The 19,692-nt window shown below is 67.9% G+C and carries 22 protein-coding genes; 8 read left to right on the top strand and 14 right to left on the bottom strand.

Annotated elements, in window-relative coordinates:
• Window position 1: 1 nt before the first annotated feature.
• Genes E0H45_RS34625 through E0H45_RS34605 form a run of 5 tightly spaced genes read right to left on the bottom strand, consistent with a single transcriptional unit; the run spans window position 2 to window position 3,372 of the window.
• Window positions 2-787 carry an arylamine N-acetyltransferase family protein gene (locus E0H45_RS34625; protein WP_131345280.1) on the bottom strand — a complete coding sequence of 262 codons (786 nt, stop codon included), beginning with the start codon at window positions 785-787 and terminating at the stop codon, window positions 2-4.
• 24 nt (window positions 788-811) lie between these two features.
• Window positions 812-1,207 (bottom strand): VOC family protein, encoded by a 396-nt coding sequence (locus E0H45_RS34620; protein ID WP_131345278.1) that lies wholly within the window; start codon window positions 1,205-1,207, stop codon window positions 812-814.
• An 11-nt stretch (window positions 1,208-1,218) separates the two neighbouring features.
• Window positions 1,219-1,569 (bottom strand): SgcJ/EcaC family oxidoreductase, encoded by a 351-nt coding sequence (locus E0H45_RS34615; protein ID WP_131345276.1) that lies wholly within the window; start codon window positions 1,567-1,569, stop codon window positions 1,219-1,221.
• Window positions 1,566-2,660, bottom strand: coding sequence for a YbfB/YjiJ family MFS transporter (locus E0H45_RS34610; RefSeq protein ID WP_202872654.1), 1,095 nt, complete (start codon window positions 2,658-2,660; stop codon window positions 1,566-1,568). The genes E0H45_RS34615 and E0H45_RS34610 overlap by 4 nt, the downstream gene beginning before the upstream one ends.
• Window position 2,661: 1 nt before the next feature.
• Complete coding sequence (locus tag E0H45_RS34605) at window positions 2,662-3,372, bottom strand: SDR family NAD(P)-dependent oxidoreductase (protein WP_131345274.1); 711 nt, start codon at window positions 3,370-3,372, stop codon at window positions 2,662-2,664.
• Window positions 3,373-3,480: 108 nt separating this feature from the next.
• Here E0H45_RS34605 and E0H45_RS43720 point away from each other — a divergent pair, with 108 nt between their 5' ends.
• Window positions 3,481-4,401 carry a LysR family transcriptional regulator gene (locus E0H45_RS43720; RefSeq protein ID WP_131345272.1) on the top strand — a complete coding sequence of 307 codons (921 nt, stop codon included), beginning with the start codon at window positions 3,481-3,483 and terminating at the stop codon, window positions 4,399-4,401.
• A gap of 16 nt (window positions 4,402-4,417) precedes the next feature.
• Here E0H45_RS43720 and E0H45_RS34595 read toward each other — a convergent pair whose 3' ends face one another.
• Entirely contained in the window at window positions 4,418-5,197 is a 780-nt protein-coding gene (locus E0H45_RS34595; protein ID WP_202872653.1) for a GntR family transcriptional regulator, read from the bottom strand.
• Window positions 5,198-5,376: 179 nt separating this feature from the next.
• Between E0H45_RS34595 and E0H45_RS34590 the strand changes: the two genes are divergently transcribed.
• A complete protein-coding gene (locus tag E0H45_RS34590) occupies window positions 5,377-6,384 on the top strand; it encodes a YeiH family protein (RefSeq protein WP_238155513.1) in 1,008 nt (335 codons plus the stop codon).
• On the opposite strand, the gene E0H45_RS34585 is transcribed toward E0H45_RS34590, so the two are convergent.
• From E0H45_RS34585 to E0H45_RS34575, 3 genes are all read right to left on the bottom strand, one after another.
• A complete protein-coding gene (locus E0H45_RS34585; RefSeq protein ID WP_131345268.1) occupies window positions 6,369-8,177 on the bottom strand; it encodes a glycoside hydrolase family 2 protein in 1,809 nt (602 codons plus the stop codon). The two genes, E0H45_RS34590 and E0H45_RS34585, sit on opposite strands and share 16 nt — an antisense overlap.
• Before the next feature lie 100 nt (window positions 8,178-8,277).
• Entirely contained in the window at window positions 8,278-8,994 is a 717-nt protein-coding gene (locus E0H45_RS34580; protein WP_165546687.1) for a class I SAM-dependent methyltransferase, read from the bottom strand.
• On the bottom strand, window positions 8,966-9,463 hold the full coding sequence (locus tag E0H45_RS34575) for a GNAT family N-acetyltransferase (RefSeq protein WP_131345264.1): 498 nt from the start codon (window positions 9,461-9,463) through the stop codon (window positions 8,966-8,968). The genes E0H45_RS34580 and E0H45_RS34575 overlap by 29 nt, the downstream gene beginning before the upstream one ends.
• Before the next feature lie 185 nt (window positions 9,464-9,648).
• On the opposite strand from E0H45_RS34575, the gene E0H45_RS34570 reads away from it, so the two are divergent.
• From E0H45_RS34570 to E0H45_RS34550, 5 genes are all read left to right on the top strand, one after another.
• On the top strand, window positions 9,649-10,641 hold the full coding sequence (locus E0H45_RS34570) for a TRM11 family SAM-dependent methyltransferase (RefSeq protein ID WP_238155559.1): 993 nt from the start codon (window positions 9,649-9,651) through the stop codon (window positions 10,639-10,641).
• Between the two features lie 9 nt (window positions 10,642-10,650).
• The gene (locus tag E0H45_RS34565) at window positions 10,651-11,037 is read left to right on the top strand and encodes an ArsR/SmtB family transcription factor (RefSeq protein WP_131345260.1); all 387 of its coding nucleotides are present in this window, start codon (window positions 10,651-10,653) and stop codon (window positions 11,035-11,037) included.
• Window positions 11,030-11,701, top strand: a complete 672-nt coding sequence (locus E0H45_RS34560; RefSeq protein WP_131345258.1) for a cation diffusion facilitator family transporter — start codon at window positions 11,030-11,032, stop codon at window positions 11,699-11,701. Before E0H45_RS34565 ends, E0H45_RS34560 begins: the two co-directional genes overlap by 8 nt.
• A gap of 172 nt (window positions 11,702-11,873) precedes the next feature.
• On the top strand, window positions 11,874-12,371 hold the full coding sequence (locus E0H45_RS34555) for a SigE family RNA polymerase sigma factor (RefSeq protein WP_131345256.1): 498 nt from the start codon (window positions 11,874-11,876) through the stop codon (window positions 12,369-12,371).
• Window positions 12,368-12,937, top strand: coding sequence for a hypothetical protein (locus E0H45_RS34550; RefSeq protein WP_131345254.1), 570 nt, complete (start codon window positions 12,368-12,370; stop codon window positions 12,935-12,937). Before E0H45_RS34555 ends, E0H45_RS34550 begins: the two co-directional genes overlap by 4 nt.
• A 333-nt stretch (window positions 12,938-13,270) precedes the next feature.
• Here E0H45_RS34550 and E0H45_RS34545 read toward each other — a convergent pair whose 3' ends face one another.
• The 5 genes from E0H45_RS34545 to E0H45_RS34525 form a co-directional block, all read right to left on the bottom strand.
• Window positions 13,271-15,085 carry an HNH endonuclease gene (locus tag E0H45_RS34545; protein ID WP_131345252.1) on the bottom strand — a complete coding sequence of 605 codons (1,815 nt, stop codon included), beginning with the start codon at window positions 15,083-15,085 and terminating at the stop codon, window positions 13,271-13,273.
• Window positions 15,086-15,199: 114 nt separating this feature from the next.
• Entirely contained in the window at window positions 15,200-16,066 is an 867-nt protein-coding gene (locus E0H45_RS34540; RefSeq protein ID WP_238155511.1) for an amidohydrolase family protein, read from the bottom strand.
• Window positions 16,067-16,070: 4 nt separating this feature from the next.
• Window positions 16,071-17,306, bottom strand: coding sequence for an ATP-grasp domain-containing protein (locus E0H45_RS34535; protein WP_131345250.1), 1,236 nt, complete (start codon window positions 17,304-17,306; stop codon window positions 16,071-16,073).
• Window positions 17,307-17,424: 118 nt separating this feature from the next.
• Window positions 17,425-18,171, bottom strand: a complete 747-nt coding sequence (locus E0H45_RS34530; RefSeq protein ID WP_131345248.1) for an esterase family protein — start codon at window positions 18,169-18,171, stop codon at window positions 17,425-17,427.
• On the bottom strand, window positions 18,131-19,207 hold the full coding sequence (locus E0H45_RS34525) for an alpha/beta hydrolase (protein ID WP_131345246.1): 1,077 nt from the start codon (window positions 19,205-19,207) through the stop codon (window positions 18,131-18,133). Before E0H45_RS34525 ends, E0H45_RS34530 begins: the two co-directional genes overlap by 41 nt.
• A gap of 43 nt (window positions 19,208-19,250) precedes the next feature.
• Here E0H45_RS34525 and E0H45_RS34520 point away from each other — a divergent pair, with 43 nt between their 5' ends.
• The gene (locus E0H45_RS34520; RefSeq protein ID WP_238155510.1) at window positions 19,251-19,613 is read left to right on the top strand and encodes an MmcQ/YjbR family DNA-binding protein; all 363 of its coding nucleotides are present in this window, start codon (window positions 19,251-19,253) and stop codon (window positions 19,611-19,613) included.
• The last annotated feature ends 79 nt before the right edge of the window (window positions 19,614-19,692 follow it).

The raw sequence follows: 19,692 nt of genomic DNA, 5'->3' as shown, positions 1-19,692 counted from the left end.
GTCAGACGAGGCGAAGGCGGTCGACTTCTTCTTCGCTGAGGGTTACGTCGAGGGATGCCAGTACGTCGGGGAGGTCGGCCGGCGGGACGGGGCGTTCTATGGTGCGGCCGTTGGCGTGTTCGGTGGTGAGGGTGTCGCCGACCAGGCGGCGTACGACGCCGTCGGCGACTCGCATCACCACGGGGCGGCCGGTGAACGGGGACTTCGGGTGGGTCGAGACGTAGTGGTGGTAGACCTCGTAGTCGATCGGGCGGACCGGCTCGTCGTTCGAGGCGTGCTGGGGGACCCATCCGTCCGCGGTCTGCTTCGACAGTGTCCACAGGTCGCCGTCGAGGGTGAGGCGATGGTCCCAGCCGGCCTGGTCGACGACGGCGCCGTCCTTCAACGGGGTCGGGTACAGCTGGCCGGCCCCGAATCCCACGTCGGCCAGGAACTCCTGCCCGTCGACGCCCACCTTGAGCAGCGCGTGCGTCCGCGGTCCGGCCTTGTGCGGCTGGACCCGGGCGACCCGCCGTACGACGTCGAACCCGAGCTGCTCGAGTGCGGCGCCGAACAATAGCGCGTGCTCGTAGCAGTACCCGCCGCGCTGCCGTCCGACCAGCTTGGCCTGGATCGCGTCGAGACCGATCCCGGGATGCGTGCCGAGGACCACGTCGATGTTCTCGAACGGGATCGCCAGCACATGCGCCCGATGCAGGCTCCGCAACGCGTCGGCCGACGGTCGCACCCGCTCGTGGCCGATCCGGGCGAGGTAGGCATCCAGGTCCAGGTCGTCGATGTTCCACATGCCCGCTACCTCAACACTTCCAGTTCACTTGAGGTCAAGCTCGGTGAACAACGTGAGTTGGATGCCGCCCGGAGTTTCGAGGCGGGCGTTCAGCGAGTTCCACGGCGTACGGACCGGGTCGGCGATCACTTGAGCGCCGGCGTCGGCCAGCCGCGTCGTTGTCTCCGCCGAGTCGGAGACCTCGAGCGCGACCCGGAACTTGCCGGCGACCCGCCGCCCGACCTCGACCTCGTCGATGTACTCGGCCTGCGCGGTATTCGCGATCTCGAGCGTCGCCCGACCGGCCTCGAGGATCATCACCTGAGCATCCCCTGTCGTGTAGGACTCGCGCTCGGGCAGCCCGAGCGCGTCCCGGTAGAACGCCACCGCGGCGTCGTAGTCGTCAACCGTCACAACCAACCGCAGCTCTTCGACACTCATCCAGCCAGTATCTACAACCGCGACACCTGGTAGTGCGCAATCAGCCAACCATCGTCCGTCCGCCGGAGCAGCACGCTGAGATTGACGGTCAGAGTGGGCCGGTCGGTGAACGTGAAGTCGACCGTCAGGTATCCGAGCAGCAGGTCGTCGCTCAGCTCTCGCGTCTCCAAGCTCCGGTACTGCGGTGAGAGTCCGAGAGGCTGTGACTCGTAGTAGTCCGTGACGGTGTCGCGACCGACGCCGTACGGATGCAGGCCCTGGAAGATGGCGTCCTTCGTGAAGAGGGCCGCGACGCGTTCGGGATCGTGGTCGTCGATGCCTGACTTCCACTGGTCCAGGACGTTGGTGAGGATGTCGTTCATGTGAGGCTCCTAGAGGGATGGCGGACCAGGAGCGCGGCGGCCGCGGCGAGGGCCACGACGCCGGCGCTCACCAGGAGCGCCTGGTGATATCCGTTGTGTAGTAGGGGTCCGACCGCCAGCGGCCCGACGATCTGGCCGAGGCTGTAGCCGGTGGTGAGGATGGCGACCGCGTGCGGCACATGGAGTTCGGTGCCGATCGCGATCGCGAGGTTGGCGACACCGAGGAACGTGGCGCCGAAGAGGGCGGCGGAGATCAGCGCGGCAGCGACCCCGTGGACGACCGTCGGCAGTGCGATACCGACTGCCTGGAGCATCAACGCAGCCAGGAGAAGGGTCGCCCTTGACCAGCGGCGGCTCAGGTGAGCCCAGAGCGCGGTCGACGGTACGGCGGCGATGCCGACGACGATCCAGGCGCCGTTGCCGACCGGCCCGGAGGCGTTTTCGTTGATCGCGGCCACAAGGAACGTACCGGCGATGATGTAGCCGATCCCTTCCAAGGTGTAGCTGGTGAGAAGCGCGGTGAAGTCGCGTGACCGGGTCCCGCGCTCAGTGGTCGGCTGTGTCGGCGATCCGGTCAGGTACCAGGCCGGGAGCGTGCACGCGATCGTCAGCACGGCCGTGATCCACCACGCCGTACGCCAGTCTCCGCCGACCAGGACTGTGCCCGAGAGCGCGATGCCGCCGCCGACACCGCCGAAGGTCCAGCCGACGTGGTGGCTGTGCAGCCGGGGGAGTACGGCGTTGACCGCGATCACGAACACTAAGGCGCTCGCGATTCCCGCGATCAGGCGTAACCCCAGCCAGAGCGAACCGCTCCGGCTCAGTGGCATCAGCGCGAGCGTCGCGGCGAGGATCAGTAGCGACAGCCGGAGCGCCCAGCGGGAGTGGAGGATCCGCGGCGCGACCACCGCCGCCAACGCACCGGCGAGGTAGCCGGTGTAGTTGGCCGTCGCGAGGGCTGCGCCGAGTCGCGGTGACAGGCCGGCCTGGGTGTGCATCATCGGCAGGATCGGCGTGTACGCGAACCGGCCGATGCCCATCCCGCCGGCCAACGCCGCCGCACCTTGACCCGCCAGGCGCCAGTGCTTCACGTCAGTGACCAGCCTGCTGGCCGCCGTCCACGTGCAGCACCTCTCCGGTCACGAACTTCGCGCTCTCCAGGTACGTGACCGCGTCGACGATCTCCTCGATCTCGCCCAGCCGGCCGACCGGGTGCAGCGCGGCGAGGAACTCGTGCGTTTCTTCAGGGTGCATCGGCGTACGGATGACACCTGGTGCGACCGCGTTGACGCGGATGTTGCGTGCGGCGTACTCGGTGGCGAGTGACTTGGTGGCGGAGTTCAGGCCGCCCTTGGTCAGCGCGGCCAGGACGGCCGGAACGCTGCTGAAGCCGCGGTCCGCGAAGGTGGTGGTGATGCTGACCACGTGGCCGCCCTCGGGGTTCTCGAGCATCGCCGCGATCGCAGGGCGGGTGATGTCGAAGAAGCCGCGCAGGTTCAGGCCGGTGGTCAGGTCGTAGTCCTCGTCGGTGTACTCGGTGAACGGCTTCGCGACGAAGACGCCCGCGTTGTTGACCAGCGTGTCGATCCGGCCGAAGGTGTCGAGGCCCTGATCGATCACCCGGGCGCCTACGCCCGGCTCGGAGAGGTCGCCGGGCACGGCCAGCACCTCGGGGTCGTCGGAGCGCGCGATCGTGCGCGAGTTCGCGACGACGGCGTAGCCGAGTTTGCGGTACGCCGTGACGAGCCCGGCGCCGATGCCCTGGGACGCTCCGGTGATCACGGCAACTTTGTTGTTGTTCATGAGGTTCGCTTTCTCGAGTGGATGTACTTCGATCGTTGTCGAACCATGGGCGCTTTTCCACGACCGGTTTGCTCCCAGCTGAGAGGCGCGGCCTACTACGCTGCAGGCGTGGAGCTGCGACAGTTGCGGTACTTCGTGGCGGTCGCCGAGGAACTGAACTTCGGGCGGGCCGCGGCCCGGTTACACATCGCCGGGCCGTCGTTGTCGCAACAGATCAAGTCGCTCGAGCGCGATCTCGGCGTACGGCTGTTCGAACGCGATCGCCGGACCGTCCGGTTAACCGCCTTCGGCGAGACGTTGCTCCCGCAGACGCGAGCATTGCTCGAGCAGGCCGACACGTTGCGACGTACCGCTCGGGGGTTCGCGGCGAGTGAGCCGGTGCGGTTGGGCTACGTCAGTTGGCGGCCGGCGGATCTGGCGGAGCGGGTGTCCGGGGTCGCGCAACTGCTCGTGGATGCCTGGGTGATGCCGTCGCACACCCAGGCCGGGCGGGTCGCGGACGGGAGCATCGACCTGGCGATCTGCTGGGTGCGCGCGACCGACCTGGCCGAGCAGGAACTGACCGGCTCGTTGCTGGGTGCGGACCGCTTGTTCGCGTTCTCGATCGGTGACGATTCGCCCGTGCGGGCGCGCGACACGGTCGTGCTGGTCGACGCGGACACCGAAGCATGGGCCTCGTGGAACATCTACGCGGTGGAGTTCGCCCGCGCCACCGGAGCGTCAGTGGTCCGCATCGACGACCACGGCATCACCGGTCCTGCCTTCTACGAACATGTACGCCGCCTGGGACGCCCGGTCGTCAGCTCGCCGAAACGGGACGCGACCCCGCTACCGCGCGACTTCGCCCGCCGGACGGTTGTCGATCCGATCCCGTTGTGGACGTGGGCGCTGGTGTCACGACAGGACGAGATGCGTTCCGCCGTACTCGCGACCGTCGAGGCGTTGACGCGGGACGTGAAGGTGGAGTTCGATCCCCGCGCGTGCTGGCTGCCGGCCGACGACCCGTTCCACGCGGAACTCGGCGCGTGATGGCCTGGGCGTCCGGCTACCAGGCTTGGGCCAGGGCGGTGGTCGCTGGGGTGAGGCGGTAGCCGGTGTTGGCGGAGAACTCGGCGGAGAGGGCGAAGCGGTCGCCGCGGACGATCGTGTGCCGCCACTCGACCGGACGGTTCTGCGCGGTGCCCTGGCGGATGATCGAGAAGACCGCGGCGTCGGGAGGGCAGTGCAGGAGCGCGCGCTCGGCCGGGCTCGGGTTCATCGCGCGGATGTCCTCACGCCCGTGGTCGAGGTTGATGCCGGTGCGTTCGGCGAGCTCGTTGTAGAGGCTGGTGTGGGTGAAGTCCGCGGCCAGCAGCGGCTCCGCGAGGGCGGCGGGCAGCCAGACGCGGTCGAGGGCGAGCGGCTCGTCACCGGCGTACCGGAGGCGTTCGAGGTAGAGCAGGGGGATCGACCCTTCGAGGTCGAGGCGGGCGGCGACCACGCCGTCCGCGCGGAGGTCGAGTGCCCGGACGACGCTGTGCTGCGGCAGGCCGGATTCCTCGACGGAGGAGAACAGGCTGTACAGCGCGCCCATCGGCTGCCGGATCTCCGGTGCGGTCGCGACCCGCGGCTGCCGACCGCGCTCCGCGACGATCAGCCCGTCGGTGCGGAGCTGCCCGAGTGCCTGGCGGACGGTGTGCCGGCTGACCCCGTACTCCTCGACCAGCGCGAGCTCGCCCGGGAACGCGTCATCGAACTCCCCGGAGCGCAGCCGCCGTACCAGATCCTCCTGCAGTTGCTTCCACAACGGATCTCCACCGGCCCGGTCGAGCCTGCGCACGTTCACCCGGTTCCTCCCAGTTGCCAAATGTCCGGTCATCTCCTACCGTGAATGTACGTACATTTCTCGCAGGAGGGAACCGGCTAGTGGTGCAGCTTGAGGTTAGGCCACCTCGCCCCCACCCCGCCGCTCCCACCGTCCGTCGCCTCGGGTCTGCCGTACGGCGGCTGCGCGGGTTGTGGATCGTGCTGCTGGTAACTGCCGTGGCGGTCCCGCTCGGGCGCCTCGTGCCGCTCGTCGGCGGACCGGTCTTCGGGATCCTGCTCGGCGTGATCGCGGGCAGTGTGATCCCGGCCCTGCGCTCGGAGGTTTGGCGTCCCGGGTACGACTTCGCCTCGAAGACGTTGCTCCAGCTGTCGATCGTCGTACTCGGCACCGGGCTGTCGCTGCAACAGGTCGCGCGCGTCGGCGTCTCGTCGTTGCCCGTCATGCTCGGCACGCTGGCGCTCGCCCTCGGCGGCGCGTGGTTGTTCGGGCGGATCCTCGGCGTCCGCGGCGATACCCAGATCCTGATCGGCGTCGGCACCGCGATCTGCGGCGGTTCCGCGATCGCGGCCGCGACCGCCGCGATCGGCGCCAAGCGCTCGTCCGTCGCCTATGCGCTCGCGACGATCTTCACCTTCAACATCGTCGCCGTCCTGACGTTCCCGCCGCTCGGCCACCTGCTCGGGTTGAGCTCGGAGGCCTTCGGGCTGTGGGCTGGTACGGCGGTCAACGACACGTCGTCCGTCGTGGCGGCCGGGTACGCGTACAGCCAGGCGGCCGGCGACCAGGCGATCGTCGTGAAGCTGACGCGGTCGCTCACCCTGATCCCGATCGTGCTCACGCTGGTCGCGCTGAAGATCCGGCGCGAGAACCGCGTCGCCCGCGCACTCGACGCTGCCGCAGAGGGCTCGTACGCGGGGGCCACGGCCTCGATTCGTAAGCCGTTGCCGTGGCGCAAGCTCGTTCCGCTGTTCCTGATCGGCTTCATCGCCGCAGCGGGCCTCCGCTCGGCCGGCGCCGTACCGGAGTCTTGGCTGCCGACCCTCACCGTCGTCGGCAGCACCCTCATCACCGCCGCGCTCGCCGCGATCGGTCTTTCACTGCGCCCGAGCGAGCTGCGCGACGCAGGACCCAGGCCGCTCCTCCTCGGAGCGATCCTCTGGATCCTGGTCGCTGTCGGCAGCCTCGGGATTCAGTCCTTCTCGTAAGCGGCCTGGCGGTCCTGGACCGCCTTGATCCGCGGCACGTCGAGCTTGTTGCTGCGGTCGAAGTTGTAGATGCCGTTCTCTTCCTGGAACACGTCGGTCAGCTGCGTGTAGCAGTAGCCGAACATCAACTCGTTGTCGAGCAGCGCGTCGACCAGACCGGCGAAGCGGGTGTAGAAGTCCTCCTCGTTCGCGACCCGCTGGCCGTAGCCCCAGGAGTCCGCGGAGTTCCCGCTCTTTCCGGCGGCCGCCTTCTCCGCGTTCCACCAGATGCCGCCGAACTCGCTGCAGAAGTACGGCTGACCGTCGTACGCCAGCGAGATCGGCTTGCCCTCGGGGCCGCCGGTGTTGCCGTACGGCTTGTCGTTCACGAGATCCGCCATCTGCTTCGCGAACTCGGCCGGGTCCTGCTCGTAGTTGTGCGAGTCCCAGACGTCCGTCTCCGGCACGCGGTGCGAGTACCCGGACGCGTCGAGCACCGGACGGCTGGTGTCGGCGGCCTTGGTGGCCAGGAACATCGCGCGGGTCACGTCGTCGAGCTGGGTGATCCGGTCGTGCAGCAGCTGGTGCGTCTCGTTCAGCGGGCACCAGCCGACGATGCTCGGGTGGCTGTAGTCGCGTTCGACCGCCTCGAGCCACTGGCCGACGTACGACGCGGTCGGCTGCTGGTTGTCCTTGTCGGTGTTACCGACGCCGGAACCCCAGTCGCCGAACTCGCCCCAGACCAGGTACCCGAGCCGGTCCGCGTGGTACAGGAACCGCTCCTCGAACACCTTCTGGTGCAGGCGCGCGCCGTTGAACCCGGCCGCCAGGCTGAGCTCGATGTCGCGGACCAGCGCCTCCTCGGACGGCGCGGTCATCAGGCTCTCCGGCCAGTACCCCTGGTCCAGCACGAGCCGCTGGAACACGTGCTTGCCGTTGATCAGGATCGCCTTGCCGTTGATGCTCACCGACCGCAATCCGGCGTACGAGTCGGCTCCGTCGACCACGTTGCCGTTGGCATCGATCAGCTCGAGGCGTACGTCGTACAGGTGCGGATCCGTGGTGTCCCAGAGGCGGACGCGGTCGGCCGGGACCAGCAGGGTCAGGCGCGGCGCCAGGTCGAGGTCGGCGCGGACCTCGTGGCTGACGATCTCTCCGTCGGCGTCCTTCAGGGCGGCCTTGATGGTGTAGCCGGCCTTGTTGGCCGAGACCGGTACCTCGAGGTGGAAGCTGGAGCCCGCGACGTCCGGGGTGATCCGGGGCCGCTTCAGGTGCACCGTGGGGACCGCTTCGAGCCAGACGGTCTGCCAGATGCCGGTGGTGCGGGTGTAGAGGCAGCTGTGGTTGAAGTACAGCTGGCTCTGCTTGCCGCGCGCCTGCGGACCGCGGTGCGTGTCGCGGGCGCGGACGACGATGGTCGCCTCCTCGCCGGGCCTGGCGACGTGGTGCAGGTTGGCGCTGAACGGGGTGAATCCGCCGCGGTGCCGGACCACCTCTTCGCCGTTCACCCAGACGGTGGTGTCGTGGTCGACGGCCTGGAAGTGCAGTACGGCGTCCTTGCCGTCCCACTCCGCGGGGATCGTGACGGTGGTGCGGTACCAGACCGCCTCCATGAAGTCGACGTCCTCGATCCCGGACAGCTCGGTCTCCGGTGCGAACGGTACGACGATGCGCTGCGTCAGCTCGCGTTCACGCAGGCCGCGCTCCAGCCCGGAGTCCGACCGGTCGATCTCGAACTGCCACTCGCCGTTCAGATTCACCCACTCGGGCCGAACGAACTGCGGACGCGGGTACTCCGCACGAGGCTGCGACATGTTGTCTCCCGTGTTGCTTGATCGGTGGCGGGACAGGAGCACTTTACAACGTTGGAATGACCCCAGCAATGCCCAGTTCCACCGACTGGAAATGGGCCCCTCAGGGATGACTGAAGAGGGCGGCGTTGAGGAAGTCGGGGGCGAAGGTGCCTTCGCGGTCCGGGTGTACGGCGCGGAGCTCGAGGGGAGTGAGGGCGCCGAAGATCGTGCGGAGGTCCTCGAGGGAGAACGTCATACCGCCGTACGTGTCTCCGGTCGTGACCACGTCGAGGTCGCTGGGCGTCTCCATCCGCTCGGCGGCGAACGCGACGATCCCGAACCGCCCGCCGGGGCGCACGAGCGGCAGGACGCGCTGCAGGTACGTGATCCGGCGGTGCGGGGCGATGTGGTGAAAGCACCCGGAGTCGTACACCACGTCGTACGCACCGGCCGGCAGCGGATCACGCAGTACGTCGACCGCTGTCAACGTGACCGCGGCGGGCATCGTCGGCCGTAGCGTGTCGAGGAGGTCTGCAGCGAGATCGATCCCGTCGACGGTCGCGCCCTGCTCGGCGAACCACCTGGTGTTGCGGGCCGCGCCGCAGCCGACGTCGAGAACGCGCGCGTTCTCGAGCTCCCCGAGCAGACCTCGCTCGTACCAGTCGACCAGCGGTTCGTCCGGGAGTTGGGTGGTCAGCGGATGCCCGGGTGTGGTCAGCAAGCCGGTCCAGTACTCCGCGGCGGAGGTGCTGGAGCGGTCCCCTCGCCCACTCGCACTCACCACCTGATCGAGAACGTCGAGCAACTGGTCAACCGTGAAAATGCGAGGTCCCGTCACCAGTGAATTCTACCGGAATTCCCTTTGCGTAGCAGCGTGTTCCGGGCTGATCGACGTACTTTCCCCAGGGTGCTGTCAGTGCGTATCCGCTCGACTCGTACAGGGCGATCGCCTCGGGCTGCAGCGCACCTGTGGACAACCGAAGGGTGGGGTGGCCGGCTGTGCGAGCTGCCCCTTCCAGACCGGCCAGCAGCGCACGCGCGTATCCCCGCCCACGTGCGGCCGGGGCGACGTACATCCGCTTCACCTCGCCGTCGCCGTGATGCTCGCTGTCCGGCTCGAACGCCTGTACGGCGCCGCACCCGACGGCACGCCGCGCGTCGTCGAGCACCACGAAGTACCGCGCACCGTCCTTGACCTGCGACCGTCCCTCGACCCCGTACTTCGCAACCAGCTCGCCGAAGGCCGCCGCCAGCAGCTCACCCAGCTCAGCGTCCTCCGCCGACCGCTCCTCCACGATGTGCTTCACCCCCGCATCGTAAAAGCAGGTGAGTTGGTACGCCGGAACGCCCTAAGGTGTCGCCCGATGCAGCGTTTCTGAAGGTGTAGGTACGTCGTGGCGGGCCCTGGACGGGGTCGGCTCGATGTGGCGTGCCTGCGCCGCGCTTCGACTGTTCTGTCGATCGCGAGCCTTCAGGAGCCTTCTTGTCCGGCATGGTCATGCCCTGCATCACCGATCACCTTGTCCTGCGCACCATCGATGGCGCCGCCGATCTCCTCGTTGAGGAGCTCCGGGCGATGGCGTCGATCCACTCGATCCGTCAACCGTCCGTCGACACTGTCGAGTGCACGCTCGACGGATCGCTCGACGAACTCGCCGCCTGTGGTCTCTACTCGACAGTCGCCGTACGTGACCTCGATCAATCGCTGCGAACCGGAGCTCTCAGCAGCCTTCCGCTCCCTGTCCGCTTTCGGGTCGGGACGGCCGATCCGGCCCAGCGACGGGAGATGATCGACGCGACCGAGCAACGATTCGGCTGGGTGAACCGGCCGGGTGACTGGGACGTCAACCTCGTCCCGTCCGCCGGCGGGTGGATCGCGGAGTTCGGTCCGTTGTCGTGGACGCGGCGGTTCGGCCGCCTGGAACGGTTGCCGTGGTCAACCAACCTGATCGTCGCCGAGGTACTGGTCCGGTTGGCGAAGATCCAGCCGGGGCAGCGCGTCGTGGATCCGTTCTGCGGTACGGGCACGATCCTGCTGTCGGTACGACGCAGCCACCCCACCACCCGTCTCCTCGGCCTCGACCACAACGCGACCGCTCTTACTCTGGCCACCGCGAACTCCGTCGGCGGCTCGTTGTCGTTTGTCCGGGGTGTGGCCGAGTTGCTGCCGATCGCTGGCAGGAGTGTGGATCGGGTTGTCGCGAATCTCCCGTTCGGCAAGCAGGTCGGTAGTCATCGCGCCAACCGCACCCTCTATCCCGCCGTACTGGACGAGATCGATCGAGTCCTCACCGCCGACGGTCGCGCCGTCCTCCTCACCGAGGACAAGCGCCTGCTGCAGGGCGTGATCGAGCGGCAGCGCGCTTTGAAGGTCGTGCGTCAGCGTCTGCTCAGATACAACGGCGCTACGCCGACGGCCTACGTCCTCGCTCGGACGCGTCTGTCCAGAACCGCTCGTCTTCCCAGAACCGCTCGGGCGCGATAACATCGCCGAATGGCGATGAGTCAGATTGCGGTTGACGAGACGGCTGCGTTGGCGGTGGCCGGCTGTTTGTTTCACGGGTTCAGTGATGCGTCGCGGTTGGCGATCGTGCGGCACCTGGCGTTGGGGGAGCACCGGGTCGTCGACCTGACCGAACACCTCGGTCTGGCGCAGTCGACGGTCTCCAAGCACCTCGCGTGTCTGCGCGACTGCGGGCTGGTCGAGTCGCGCCCCCAGGGGCGGGCGTCGATGTTCAGCCTGTCGCACCCCGAGGCAACGATGGACCTGCTGTCGGCCGCCGAACGCCTCCTCGGCCTAACCGGCGACGCCGTCGCCCTCTGCCCAAACTACGGCCTGGCACACGAGGCCCCCACAGAACCGGAGTCGAGCCATGGCTGAACCTCTGCAGCTCGGGTCGGCGGGGTCCTCTTGGGTGGTGGATCCTGCTGAGCGCCGCCGGTTGGGGAAGCGTGCGCAGCTGCTGGCCGGCGCATCCGTTGCGTACAACGTGGTTGAGGCAATCGTCGCAATCACGTCCGGCTTGATCGCGGGCTCAGTCGCCCTGGTCGGATTCGGCCTGGACTCGGTCGTCGAGGTCTCCAGCGGCCTGATCATCCTCTGGCAGTTCCGCCACCCATTGCCCGAGTCCCGCGAACGCCAAGCCCTTCGATTGCTGGCGTTCTCGTTCTTCGCGCTAGCGGCGTACGTCGGCTTCGAGTCGATCCGCACCCTGGTGATCGGAGCCGATCCCGAGACCTCGCCGGTCGGAATCGGTCTGGCCGTAGCGTCGCTGATCGTGATGCCGTTCCTCTCCTGGGCGCAACGCCGTACCGGAAAGGCGCTGGGATCGAATGCCGTCGTCGCGGACTCGACGCAGACGCTCCTGTGCACCTACCTGTCCGCGGTGCTCCTCGTCGGCCTCGTCCTGAACGCCACCCTCGGCTGGTCCTGGGCCGACCCGATCGCCGGCCTGATCATCGCCGCCGTCGCGATCCGCGAAGGCATCGAAGCCTGGCAAGGCAAAGGCTGCTGCTCACCCCTCGGCGGCCCCTGCAAAGCCTGAACTCCGGGAACAGCGCCGCGCAGCGGTGACAGCGCGAGACCGTGGAACTCGATCCGAGAACCCAGGCCGAGGCACGTCGTTCCGCAGCCGGATTGTTCTGGAAATTGTTCTGGAGGACCCCAACGGCGCGGCCCGGTTGTTCGTCTAGGTGGGTGAGGGGACGGGTGGTGTGGTGGCTGACTGGGAGCGTGCGTTCCGGACGTTGCTGGCTACGCGCGGCGGCGCGCTTCGTAGCTACGCCTATCTGTTGACCGGTGACCCAACGACCGCTGCCGACCTGGTCCAGGAAGCGCTCACGCGGGTGTTCGGCCGCCGCCGGATCGGCGAGGACATCGACCAACTCGAGGCGTATGTCCGGCGCGCGATGCTGAACCAGTACGTCGACAGCCGCCGGCGACTCAAGCGGTGGAACGCGACCCGCCATCTACTGGTCGACGTACCTCACCACGACGACGACCGCGTCGCGGTGGCGGACGAGGTCCGGAGAGGGCTGGCGACCCTTTCGCCGAGGCAGCGGGCGTGTGTTGTTCTGCGCTACTACGAAGACCTGACCGTCGCCGAGATCGCCGACGAGCTCGGCTGCGCCGAGGGCACCGTGAAACGACACCTGGCCGACGCAAGGGCGAAGCTCGCCGTGCAGCTCGGCATCACGGAGGAGAGCACGCAATGACTGCCAACGATCTACGAGAAATGCTCCAGGTCACGGCTGCCGAGGGCAGCGACATCGTTGACCTCGCTGAGGACGCGATCGCCGAACACATCCAGCGCCGCCGGATCCGCAGCAGACGACTCGCGGTCGGAGGTGTCGCGTTGGCCGCCGCGGTGGTGCTCGCGGGGACCACGTGGGCCGTCCGCCCCGGCGGCGAACACCCGCCGACAGCAAGTGGACCGTCCACAGCCGCCCTCCCGCCTCGACTCGCCCGGTCTGACCTGGACAACCCCAGTGGGATGGAGGCGGCCCTCCGAGCCACGTTGACCGTCGACGCAAGCGGGTGCGTGCGGGCGAGTTCGGGTCAGTCCGGGGTCACGCTCGTGTGGCCCCGTGGGTACACCGTCCGGGGAGATGCACAGTCATTCGAGATCCTCGACCGCACGAACAAGGTCATCGCGAAGTCCGGTACCCCCCTCTACATCGGCGGTGGTGGTGTCGACCGCTTCAAGGACACCTGGACAGGCCGCGACTGCGCAACCGGCGGCACGCTATGGCTGGTCGGAGACATCACCCCCTCCCGATAGCCGTTCTCCTTCACCCCAAAGGTGCCGTCCGCCGGACGGCCGCCCCACGGATCGACCATCCGATTGTTGCCGAGAGCTCCGATCTCGGATGTTGAACGGCCCTCGTACATCCATCGCCTTCAAACCCACTCGAACTCACTGTGCTCAAGGCGCCCGAACAGAACGACCCCGCAAAGATCCGCGCCCGCCAGCACCAAAGCCCGGCAGCCCTGGGCCTGACCCGTACGCCGTAACACGCCGCGCCGCCCCAGGGCGCGGTGTGGCTCCCCGGTCCAGCAGGTCCACCGCGCCAGCCGTCCGGTGGGCTCGAGGATTGCGGTGGACGCGGTAGGGTCAGATTGTGGCGAAGGATGGCGGGCCGGCGCCGGACTCGTTCGTGGCACGCTCACCCCACACCGCGAACCGGGCCGCTTCCGCGCGCGTCAGCTCGTCAGCCTGCCAGCGGCTCGGTCTCACACCCGGTGCGCCGGCCGCGGGCAGGTCGGTCCCACCCCACGGATCGTCTGCTGGGGTTGAGATTTGGGACCTTGGGTTGCCGGTGGGCGTGAGTCCGCCGTCCGACTGATCTGAGGGCGTGGGGTGTTCACCCGGCGGCTCGTGTGTCCGGGGTGTGTCGTCCGGTGGTTTGTGTGGACGGCGGGGTGGTGGGTCGGCCCAGGCAGGCCTGGTTACCTGGACTTCGCCGTTGGTGATGGTGACGGTCCAGTGGCCCTGGTGCAGGTCGGTGTGGTGGCGGCGGCACAGCAGCGCCAGGTTGGAGGTCTTGGTTTCGCCGCCGTCGATCCAGGAGATCAGGTGGTGCGCGTCGCACATGATCGGCGGGGCTCCGCACACGACACAGCCGCGGTCGCGGGTGTTCAGGGCGCGGCGCATCGCCCGGGTGACCAGCCGCTCACAGCGGCCGACATCCAGCGGTTCGGAGTTCGAGCCGAGCACGATCGGGATGACCTTCGCATCGCAAGCCAGGCGGCGGATCGTGGCTGCGGACAGTCCGTTGCCGTAGACGGTCTGTCCGATCGCGTCGGCGGTGGCTGCCTTCAGGTCTTCCAGGTCGATCGTCACGGTCAGGTTCGCCTTCGCCCCGAACCCAGGCACTACGTCACCACCCACCACGCCAGCAGCCACATCAGGTTGTTGGTCGGCTACCGCCGCACCGTCCGCAGCACCATCCGAGCCGCTCACCGCGTCGGCGGTTGTTTCCACCGTGGAACCAGTCTCCGTCGAGCCAGCCGTGGAACCACTCGCCGTGGAACCTGTCTCCGTGGAACCTGTCTCCGTTGAATCGGCCGTCGTGGAGCCAGTCCGCGTGGAACCCGTCTCCGTGGAGCCTGGCTGGGTGGGGTTGGTTGGTGTGTTGGTGGGTCGGGGGATGGTGGGTGAGGGGGTGCCTGCGTCGAGGGCGGTGGCGGCGAGGGTCAACGTGGTGGTGAGGGCGTCGGCTTGGCGCTTTTCGCGGGAGCGGGGGTCGGGGTCGCCGTCGAGGGTTTTGTGGGGGCGGGCGCCGGCGACGATCATGGTGCGGAGGAGTTCGGCGTTCTCGTTGGCGAGGTAGCCCTTGAATTTGACGCCGCGGTCGGCGGTGGTGAGGGTGAGGGTTTCGCGGGCGGCCGCCTTGTGTTCTTCGGGTTCGGGGCCGTCGGTGTCGAGGATGTCGCGAGACTGGTCGGCGGCCTTGCGCAGGTCGATCGGTGCCAGGTGGCGGGCGAGGCGGACCAGTTCTTGTTCGGCGAACTCGAGGTCGGCGACCGGTACCGTCGTCGGGACTTTCTCCAGGGCGGTCACGATCGCTTCGGCTTGCGCCGGCCGCAACACCACCTCAGGCACCAGGGCACCGGCCTCGGGATCCGATCCAGCCTCGGGCATCTCCGGGATGTCGACGAAACCGGGGAGGGCGGCGGTGACCGCCGCATACTTCGGCAGGGCGCGGGCCAGGCGGACGTCGCGGTAGGCGCGGGAGTGGTCGAGGCGGTACCGGAATTCCAGGTACTGGACCATGTCGCGGGCGCCGGCCTGTTCGGCGTAGCCGGACTTGTCCATTGCCGCCACGATCCGCAGCCGGCGGGTCTCGATGCGGGCCAGATCGGCGTCGGCCTGGTCGAGAGCGCGCACCAGCTCGGCGTCGCTCATCAACTCAGGCGGCCTGTCCATGCATCAAAGCCTAGACATCCCCACCGACAGTTTCCAAAGCCACAACCCCTTGTTTCCAAGGGATTCTGTTATCCACACCCCCAACGTCTTGTGGATCTTGCTAAAGGCAACAAATCACAGACCGAGTAGCCGGGCGCCGTTCTCGTGGCAGACCGCGCGTAGCCAGTCGTCGCCCAGTTCCAGCGACTCCAGCGATGTGAGCTGGACGGCGTACTCGTAGGGGATGTTGGGGAAGTCGGAGCCCAGGACGATGCGGTCCTGGAGGTCGGCCAGGCGGGGCACGAGGTCGCGGGGGAACGGCATCAAGGACTCAGTGAAGGGTGTCAGCGCCATCGTCGTGTCGAGATGCACGTTCGGGTACGACGTGAGCGCGAGATGCTCGGCGTACTCCGGCATTCCGAGGTGGGCGATGACCGCGGTCAACTGGGGATGCCGTCGCAGTACCTCGCCCATCGGCCCGGGACCGGTGTGCCGTCCGGGGATCGGGCCGGAACCGCAATGGACGACCACAGGTACGCCGGCCTCCGCCAACTGGCCCCACACGTCGTCGAGCTCGCCGGAACGCGGATCGTAGTCACCGACCTGAACATGCACCTTGAAGATCCGCGTCCCCCACTCCAAAGCCTCGCGAACATACGAGGCCGCACCGGGCTCGGGAAAGAACGTCCCACTGGAGACGCAGCCTGGTGTCACAGCAGCGAAGTCCCGCGCCCACGCGTTCAACGAGGCAGCCATCCCCGGCTTGTGCGGGTAGACCAGCGCCGGAAACGCGCGCACGCCCAACGAATCCAGTGTCTTCAGCCGCTCCTCGACCGACGTCCGGTACGCGATCGGCCACTCGGTCCCGTAATGCTCGGAGGCCTGGTCGAAGTACGCCCAGACCGCGTTCATCACCCGGTCCGGCAGAAAATGCACATGCACATCCACCAGACCGTCCAGCCCGAGCCGCCGCCACCAGGTCGGCACATCCGCGTCACGCACGCCTCTAGCCTGCCTGATCGGCTACCCAGTGGTCGGTGAGGCCCTTGAAGTGGGCCATGAACTTGTCCTGTTCGTGCGGCGGGTACGTCGCGGCGACGGTCTCCTGGAGTATGCGGGCGAAGTCGGGGCCGGCTACCCAGTCCCGGACTCGCAGGTCGAAATCGCCCAGGTGGGCGGCGCACCACTCGTGGTACTTCGTGGTTTCGAAGTGCTCGTCCGCGAGGGCCAGGTACGCGTTCAGCTTGGCGTCGTAGTCCAAAGACGAGTCGTCCGCGATCTCGAAGTACCGCTCGGTGTGCAGGTCCACCGACGAACGGCGGCCGGTCGCCAGGCAGAAGACCGACCACTTCACCAGCGCACTCAGCGCCCACGGGAAGTAGTAGTGCAATGACGTGACCGCGACGTCCGGGCAGGCGTTGGCGTAGTCGATCGGGTGTACCGAGTTGCCCTTGACCAGCATCTCGCAGGAGTTGAACTCCCAGCCGAAGAACGCGTTCACGATCCGGCTGATCGCGACCGCCTCGTGGCCGGCGGCCGGGCTGAGGAAGTCGTGCGAGACGGCGTACCGGTTGTGCATCGGCTCGTCCGGGCGGAAGTCCATCACCATGGTCTCGGCGCCGATCGACAGCGCCCGGGCGAACTTGTCGTACTCGACCGTGGCCTGCAGATGCATCAGCATCTCGCCGGACTCGTCGTACGCGCGGTGCAGGTCGTCCTGGTTGTTGATCCGGGAGACGCCCCGCCAGCCGCCGCCGTCGAACGGCTTCATGTAGAGCGGGTACCCGAGGTCGTCGGCGATCGCGTCCAGGTCGAACGGCCGGTTGTACGTCGCCGACGTGTACGCCCAGCGCACGTTGTCGAGCGGGTTCTTGTACGGCACCAGCACGGTCCGCGGGATCTTCAGGCCGAGCCGGAGCATCGCGCAGTACGCCGAATGCTTCTCCATGGCCTGGAACGTGAACGGGGAGTTCAGCAGGTACGTCCCGTTCATGAGCGCGGCCTTCTTCAGCCACTCGCGCGGGTGGTAGTACCAGTACGCGAGCCGGTCGATCACCAGCCCGACGCGCACCGGGTCGTTCAGGTCGAACGGCTCGATGGTGAGGCGCCGGGACCCGAACTCGTGCTCGTGCCCGTCGATCGTCACGGGACCGACCCGCTGCAGCAACGACTCGAACGCCTGCGGCCAGTCCTCCTCGGCGCCCAGCAACAACCCGATCAGATGACGAGTGCGGTCGGTCACGGTGATCCTCCGAACGTCGGCGTGGTTTGAGGGTAGACCGGACGGCCACGCAGACAGAACCTACTCCGGAGTGGGCAAAAGCGGTCTTTGGCCGGGTTCTGCCTGCGTGGCAGTCCGCCTAACAGAACCGCGGTAGGTGGTGGGCGAGCTGCCGGCGCCACCACGGCCAGTCGTGGGCGACGTCGTACCCCCACATGTCCAGCTCATGCGGGATGCCCTTCTCCTCCAGCAGGGCGGCGGTCGCGCGAGCGGACGGCAGCGAGCCGGTCGGGTTGGTCTCCCAGTCACCCTGACCCACGGTGAGCACGATGAACAGCCTGCGGCGTAACCAGTCGAGATGGTCGCCGGACAGACCGGGCAGGTAGTCGGCCGGGTTGTTGAAGTACGTCGCGTCGCCGCGCTCGCCCCACGGGTGCCAGCTGGTCGCGTCGTAGTTGCCCGACTGGCAGATGGCGACCGGGAACAGGTCGGCCCGCTTGAACGCGAAGTTCAGCGCGTGGAACGCCCCGAGGCTGCAGCCGGTCGTGATGATGTCGCCGACCCCCGGCGAGTCCGACCCGATCGTCGGCACCACCTGGTTCAGGATCCAGGACTCGTACAGCTCGTGCCGGCGGGCCCGGTCCTCGAGCTGGATGCTGCGGTCCGACCAGCTCACGTGGTCGTAGGAGTCGACGCAGTACAGCTTGACCCGGCCGTCCTCGATCAGGTCTGCGACCGCGTCGACCATGCCGTTGTTCTCGTAGTCCCAGGCGCGTCCCTGCTCGCTCGGGAAGACCAGCACCGGGCGGCCGAAATGACCGTACCGGATCAGCGTTCCGCGGCGGTCAAGCCCCGGTGCCTCCAACTCGACCTGCTCCCGTTCCATCAGCCCCACCCCAGGTCCGTCGCAGTAGCTCCGTCAGCTCAGGATCCAGTACATCCCGCCATGCTGTGAAGTTGTGCATGTCGGGAGTTTCGTCGAGGGTCACATCCAGCCCGAGTTCCGCGAGCCGCGCCGCCATCACCCGGTTGTTGTGCACGTTCTCCTCGGTCGTCCCCGCGGTGATGCCGACCGCCGGCGTACTCGGCGCCGTGGTTGCCGCCAGCACCTGCGCGACGAACCCGGTCACCTCGGCGTAGAACTCGAACTTCGCCTCCTGCGGATCGGTCTCCGGCGTGAAGAACGACCCGGACTGCAGGAACAGCCCGGCGAACGTCCCCGGGAAGCTCCACTCCGCGTGCAGCGCCGCGAGCGCCCCCAGACTCGCCCCCATCATCACCGGCCGCCGGCTCCTGTACTGCGCCTGCACGGCCGGCAGCACGTACTGCGTGAGCGCGGAGGCGTACTGCGGATTCGCGGCGTACCACAGGTTGCGGGAGGTCGGCTCGATCAGCGCCAGCCGGAACGGCGGCAGCGCGGACCCGGCGACCATCGCGCCGGCGTACTGCGCCAGACCGGCGTACGCGGCGAACTCGGGACCGTCGTGAGCGAGCAGCAGCGGCAACTCGAACGCCGGAGCGATGCCTTCCGGCGCCCAGACCTGTACGTGGACCTGCCCGAGCGGGGACTCGACGGTCACCGGGGTCAGCGTTGACGGGATTGGCTGCACGGTGAGCCAGGCGGGCTCGACGTACCCCGGCAACGGCAGCCAGGAATGCTGCCCGAAGGCTCCGCCGACCGCCCGCGGGTTGGTCGGATCGATCCGTGTGCCGAGGTTGGCGATGTCGAACAGGTACTCCATCCGGTGCACCGACGGCCGTGGCAACCGCAGCTCCCAGCCGTAGTCGACCGGCTTGAACTCGAGCAGCTCAGCCGCGAGGCCCAGCTCCTGCCACAGCCGGACGCCGGCGAACGCATGGGTGGGGTCATCGAGGCGGAACACCACCTCGGCTCCCTCGACCGCGCTCACGTTGGCAGGCATTCAACTACCGTAGCGACGTAAATACTGACAAGAGGTGTCAGTGATGGCGTTCTATCGTGGGAAGGTGGTCGATCTCACCGATATCCGCGAAATCACCGCGGACCTCCCGCGCAGCTACGAGGTACTGGTCCGGGACCGGATCAAGTTCCGCGTCGGCCAGATCGTGTATCTCGCGGTCGCGGCCGACGAGCAGACCATCGGCCTCGGCTTCCCGCGCGAGGAACGCGCCGCCGCCCTCGCCGCCGAGCCGGACAAGTTCCTCCCGCCGCGCCCGTCTGACGAGCGCTTCCAGTGGATCGAGCTCAACCTCGCAGCCGTCGAGTACGACGAACTTCGCGAGCTGATCCTCGACGCCTGGGCGCTGTGCGTCCCGAAGAAGGTCCGGAGGGAATACTTCGGCGAATGAGGCAATCGACAAAGGCAGGGGCCACCGGCAACCAGCTCATCCTCAGGTAGTAGACCAGAACCATCCTGACGGCCGATGG

The organism is Kribbella soli (genome assembly GCF_004331345.1).
Taxonomy (GTDB): Bacteria; Actinomycetota; Actinomycetes; order Propionibacteriales; family Kribbellaceae; genus Kribbella; species Kribbella soli.
The sequence above is the reverse complement of the archived record's forward strand: the minus strand, read 5'-3'. Positions and strand labels throughout refer to the sequence as shown.

Coding starts and splice junctions, on each gene's coding strand:
- E0H45_RS34565 (WP_131345260.1), top strand. CDS start 10,651: ATGGCGATGAGTCAGATTGCGGTTGACGAGACGGCTGCGTTGGCGGTG.
- E0H45_RS34520 (WP_238155510.1), top strand. CDS start 19,251: ATGGCGTTCTATCGTGGGAAGGTGGTCGATCTCACCGATATCCGCGAA.
- E0H45_RS34550 (WP_131345254.1), top strand. CDS start 12,368: ATGACTGCCAACGATCTACGAGAAATGCTCCAGGTCACGGCTGCCGAG.
- E0H45_RS34585 (WP_131345268.1), bottom strand. CDS start 8,177: ATGTCGCAGCCTCGTGCGGAGTACCCGCGTCCGCAGTTCGTTCGGCCC.
- E0H45_RS34545 (WP_131345252.1), bottom strand. CDS start 15,085: ATGGACAGGCCGCCTGAGTTGATGAGCGACGCCGAGCTGGTGCGCGCT.
- E0H45_RS34625 (WP_131345280.1), bottom strand. CDS start 787: ATGTGGAACATCGACGACCTGGACCTGGATGCCTACCTCGCCCGGATC.
- E0H45_RS34620 (WP_131345278.1), bottom strand. CDS start 1,207: ATGAGTGTCGAAGAGCTGCGGTTGGTTGTGACGGTTGACGACTACGAC.
- E0H45_RS34605 (WP_131345274.1), bottom strand. CDS start 3,372: ATGAACAACAACAAAGTTGCCGTGATCACCGGAGCGTCCCAGGGCATC.
- E0H45_RS34560 (WP_131345258.1), top strand. CDS start 11,030: ATGGCTGAACCTCTGCAGCTCGGGTCGGCGGGGTCCTCTTGGGTGGTG.
- E0H45_RS34570 (WP_238155559.1), top strand. CDS start 9,649: ATGGTCATGCCCTGCATCACCGATCACCTTGTCCTGCGCACCATCGAT.
- E0H45_RS34615 (WP_131345276.1), bottom strand. CDS start 1,569: ATGAACGACATCCTCACCAACGTCCTGGACCAGTGGAAGTCAGGCATC.
- E0H45_RS34525 (WP_131345246.1), bottom strand. CDS start 19,207: ATGCCTGCCAACGTGAGCGCGGTCGAGGGAGCCGAGGTGGTGTTCCGC.
- E0H45_RS34530 (WP_131345248.1), bottom strand. CDS start 18,171: ATGGAACGGGAGCAGGTCGAGTTGGAGGCACCGGGGCTTGACCGCCGC.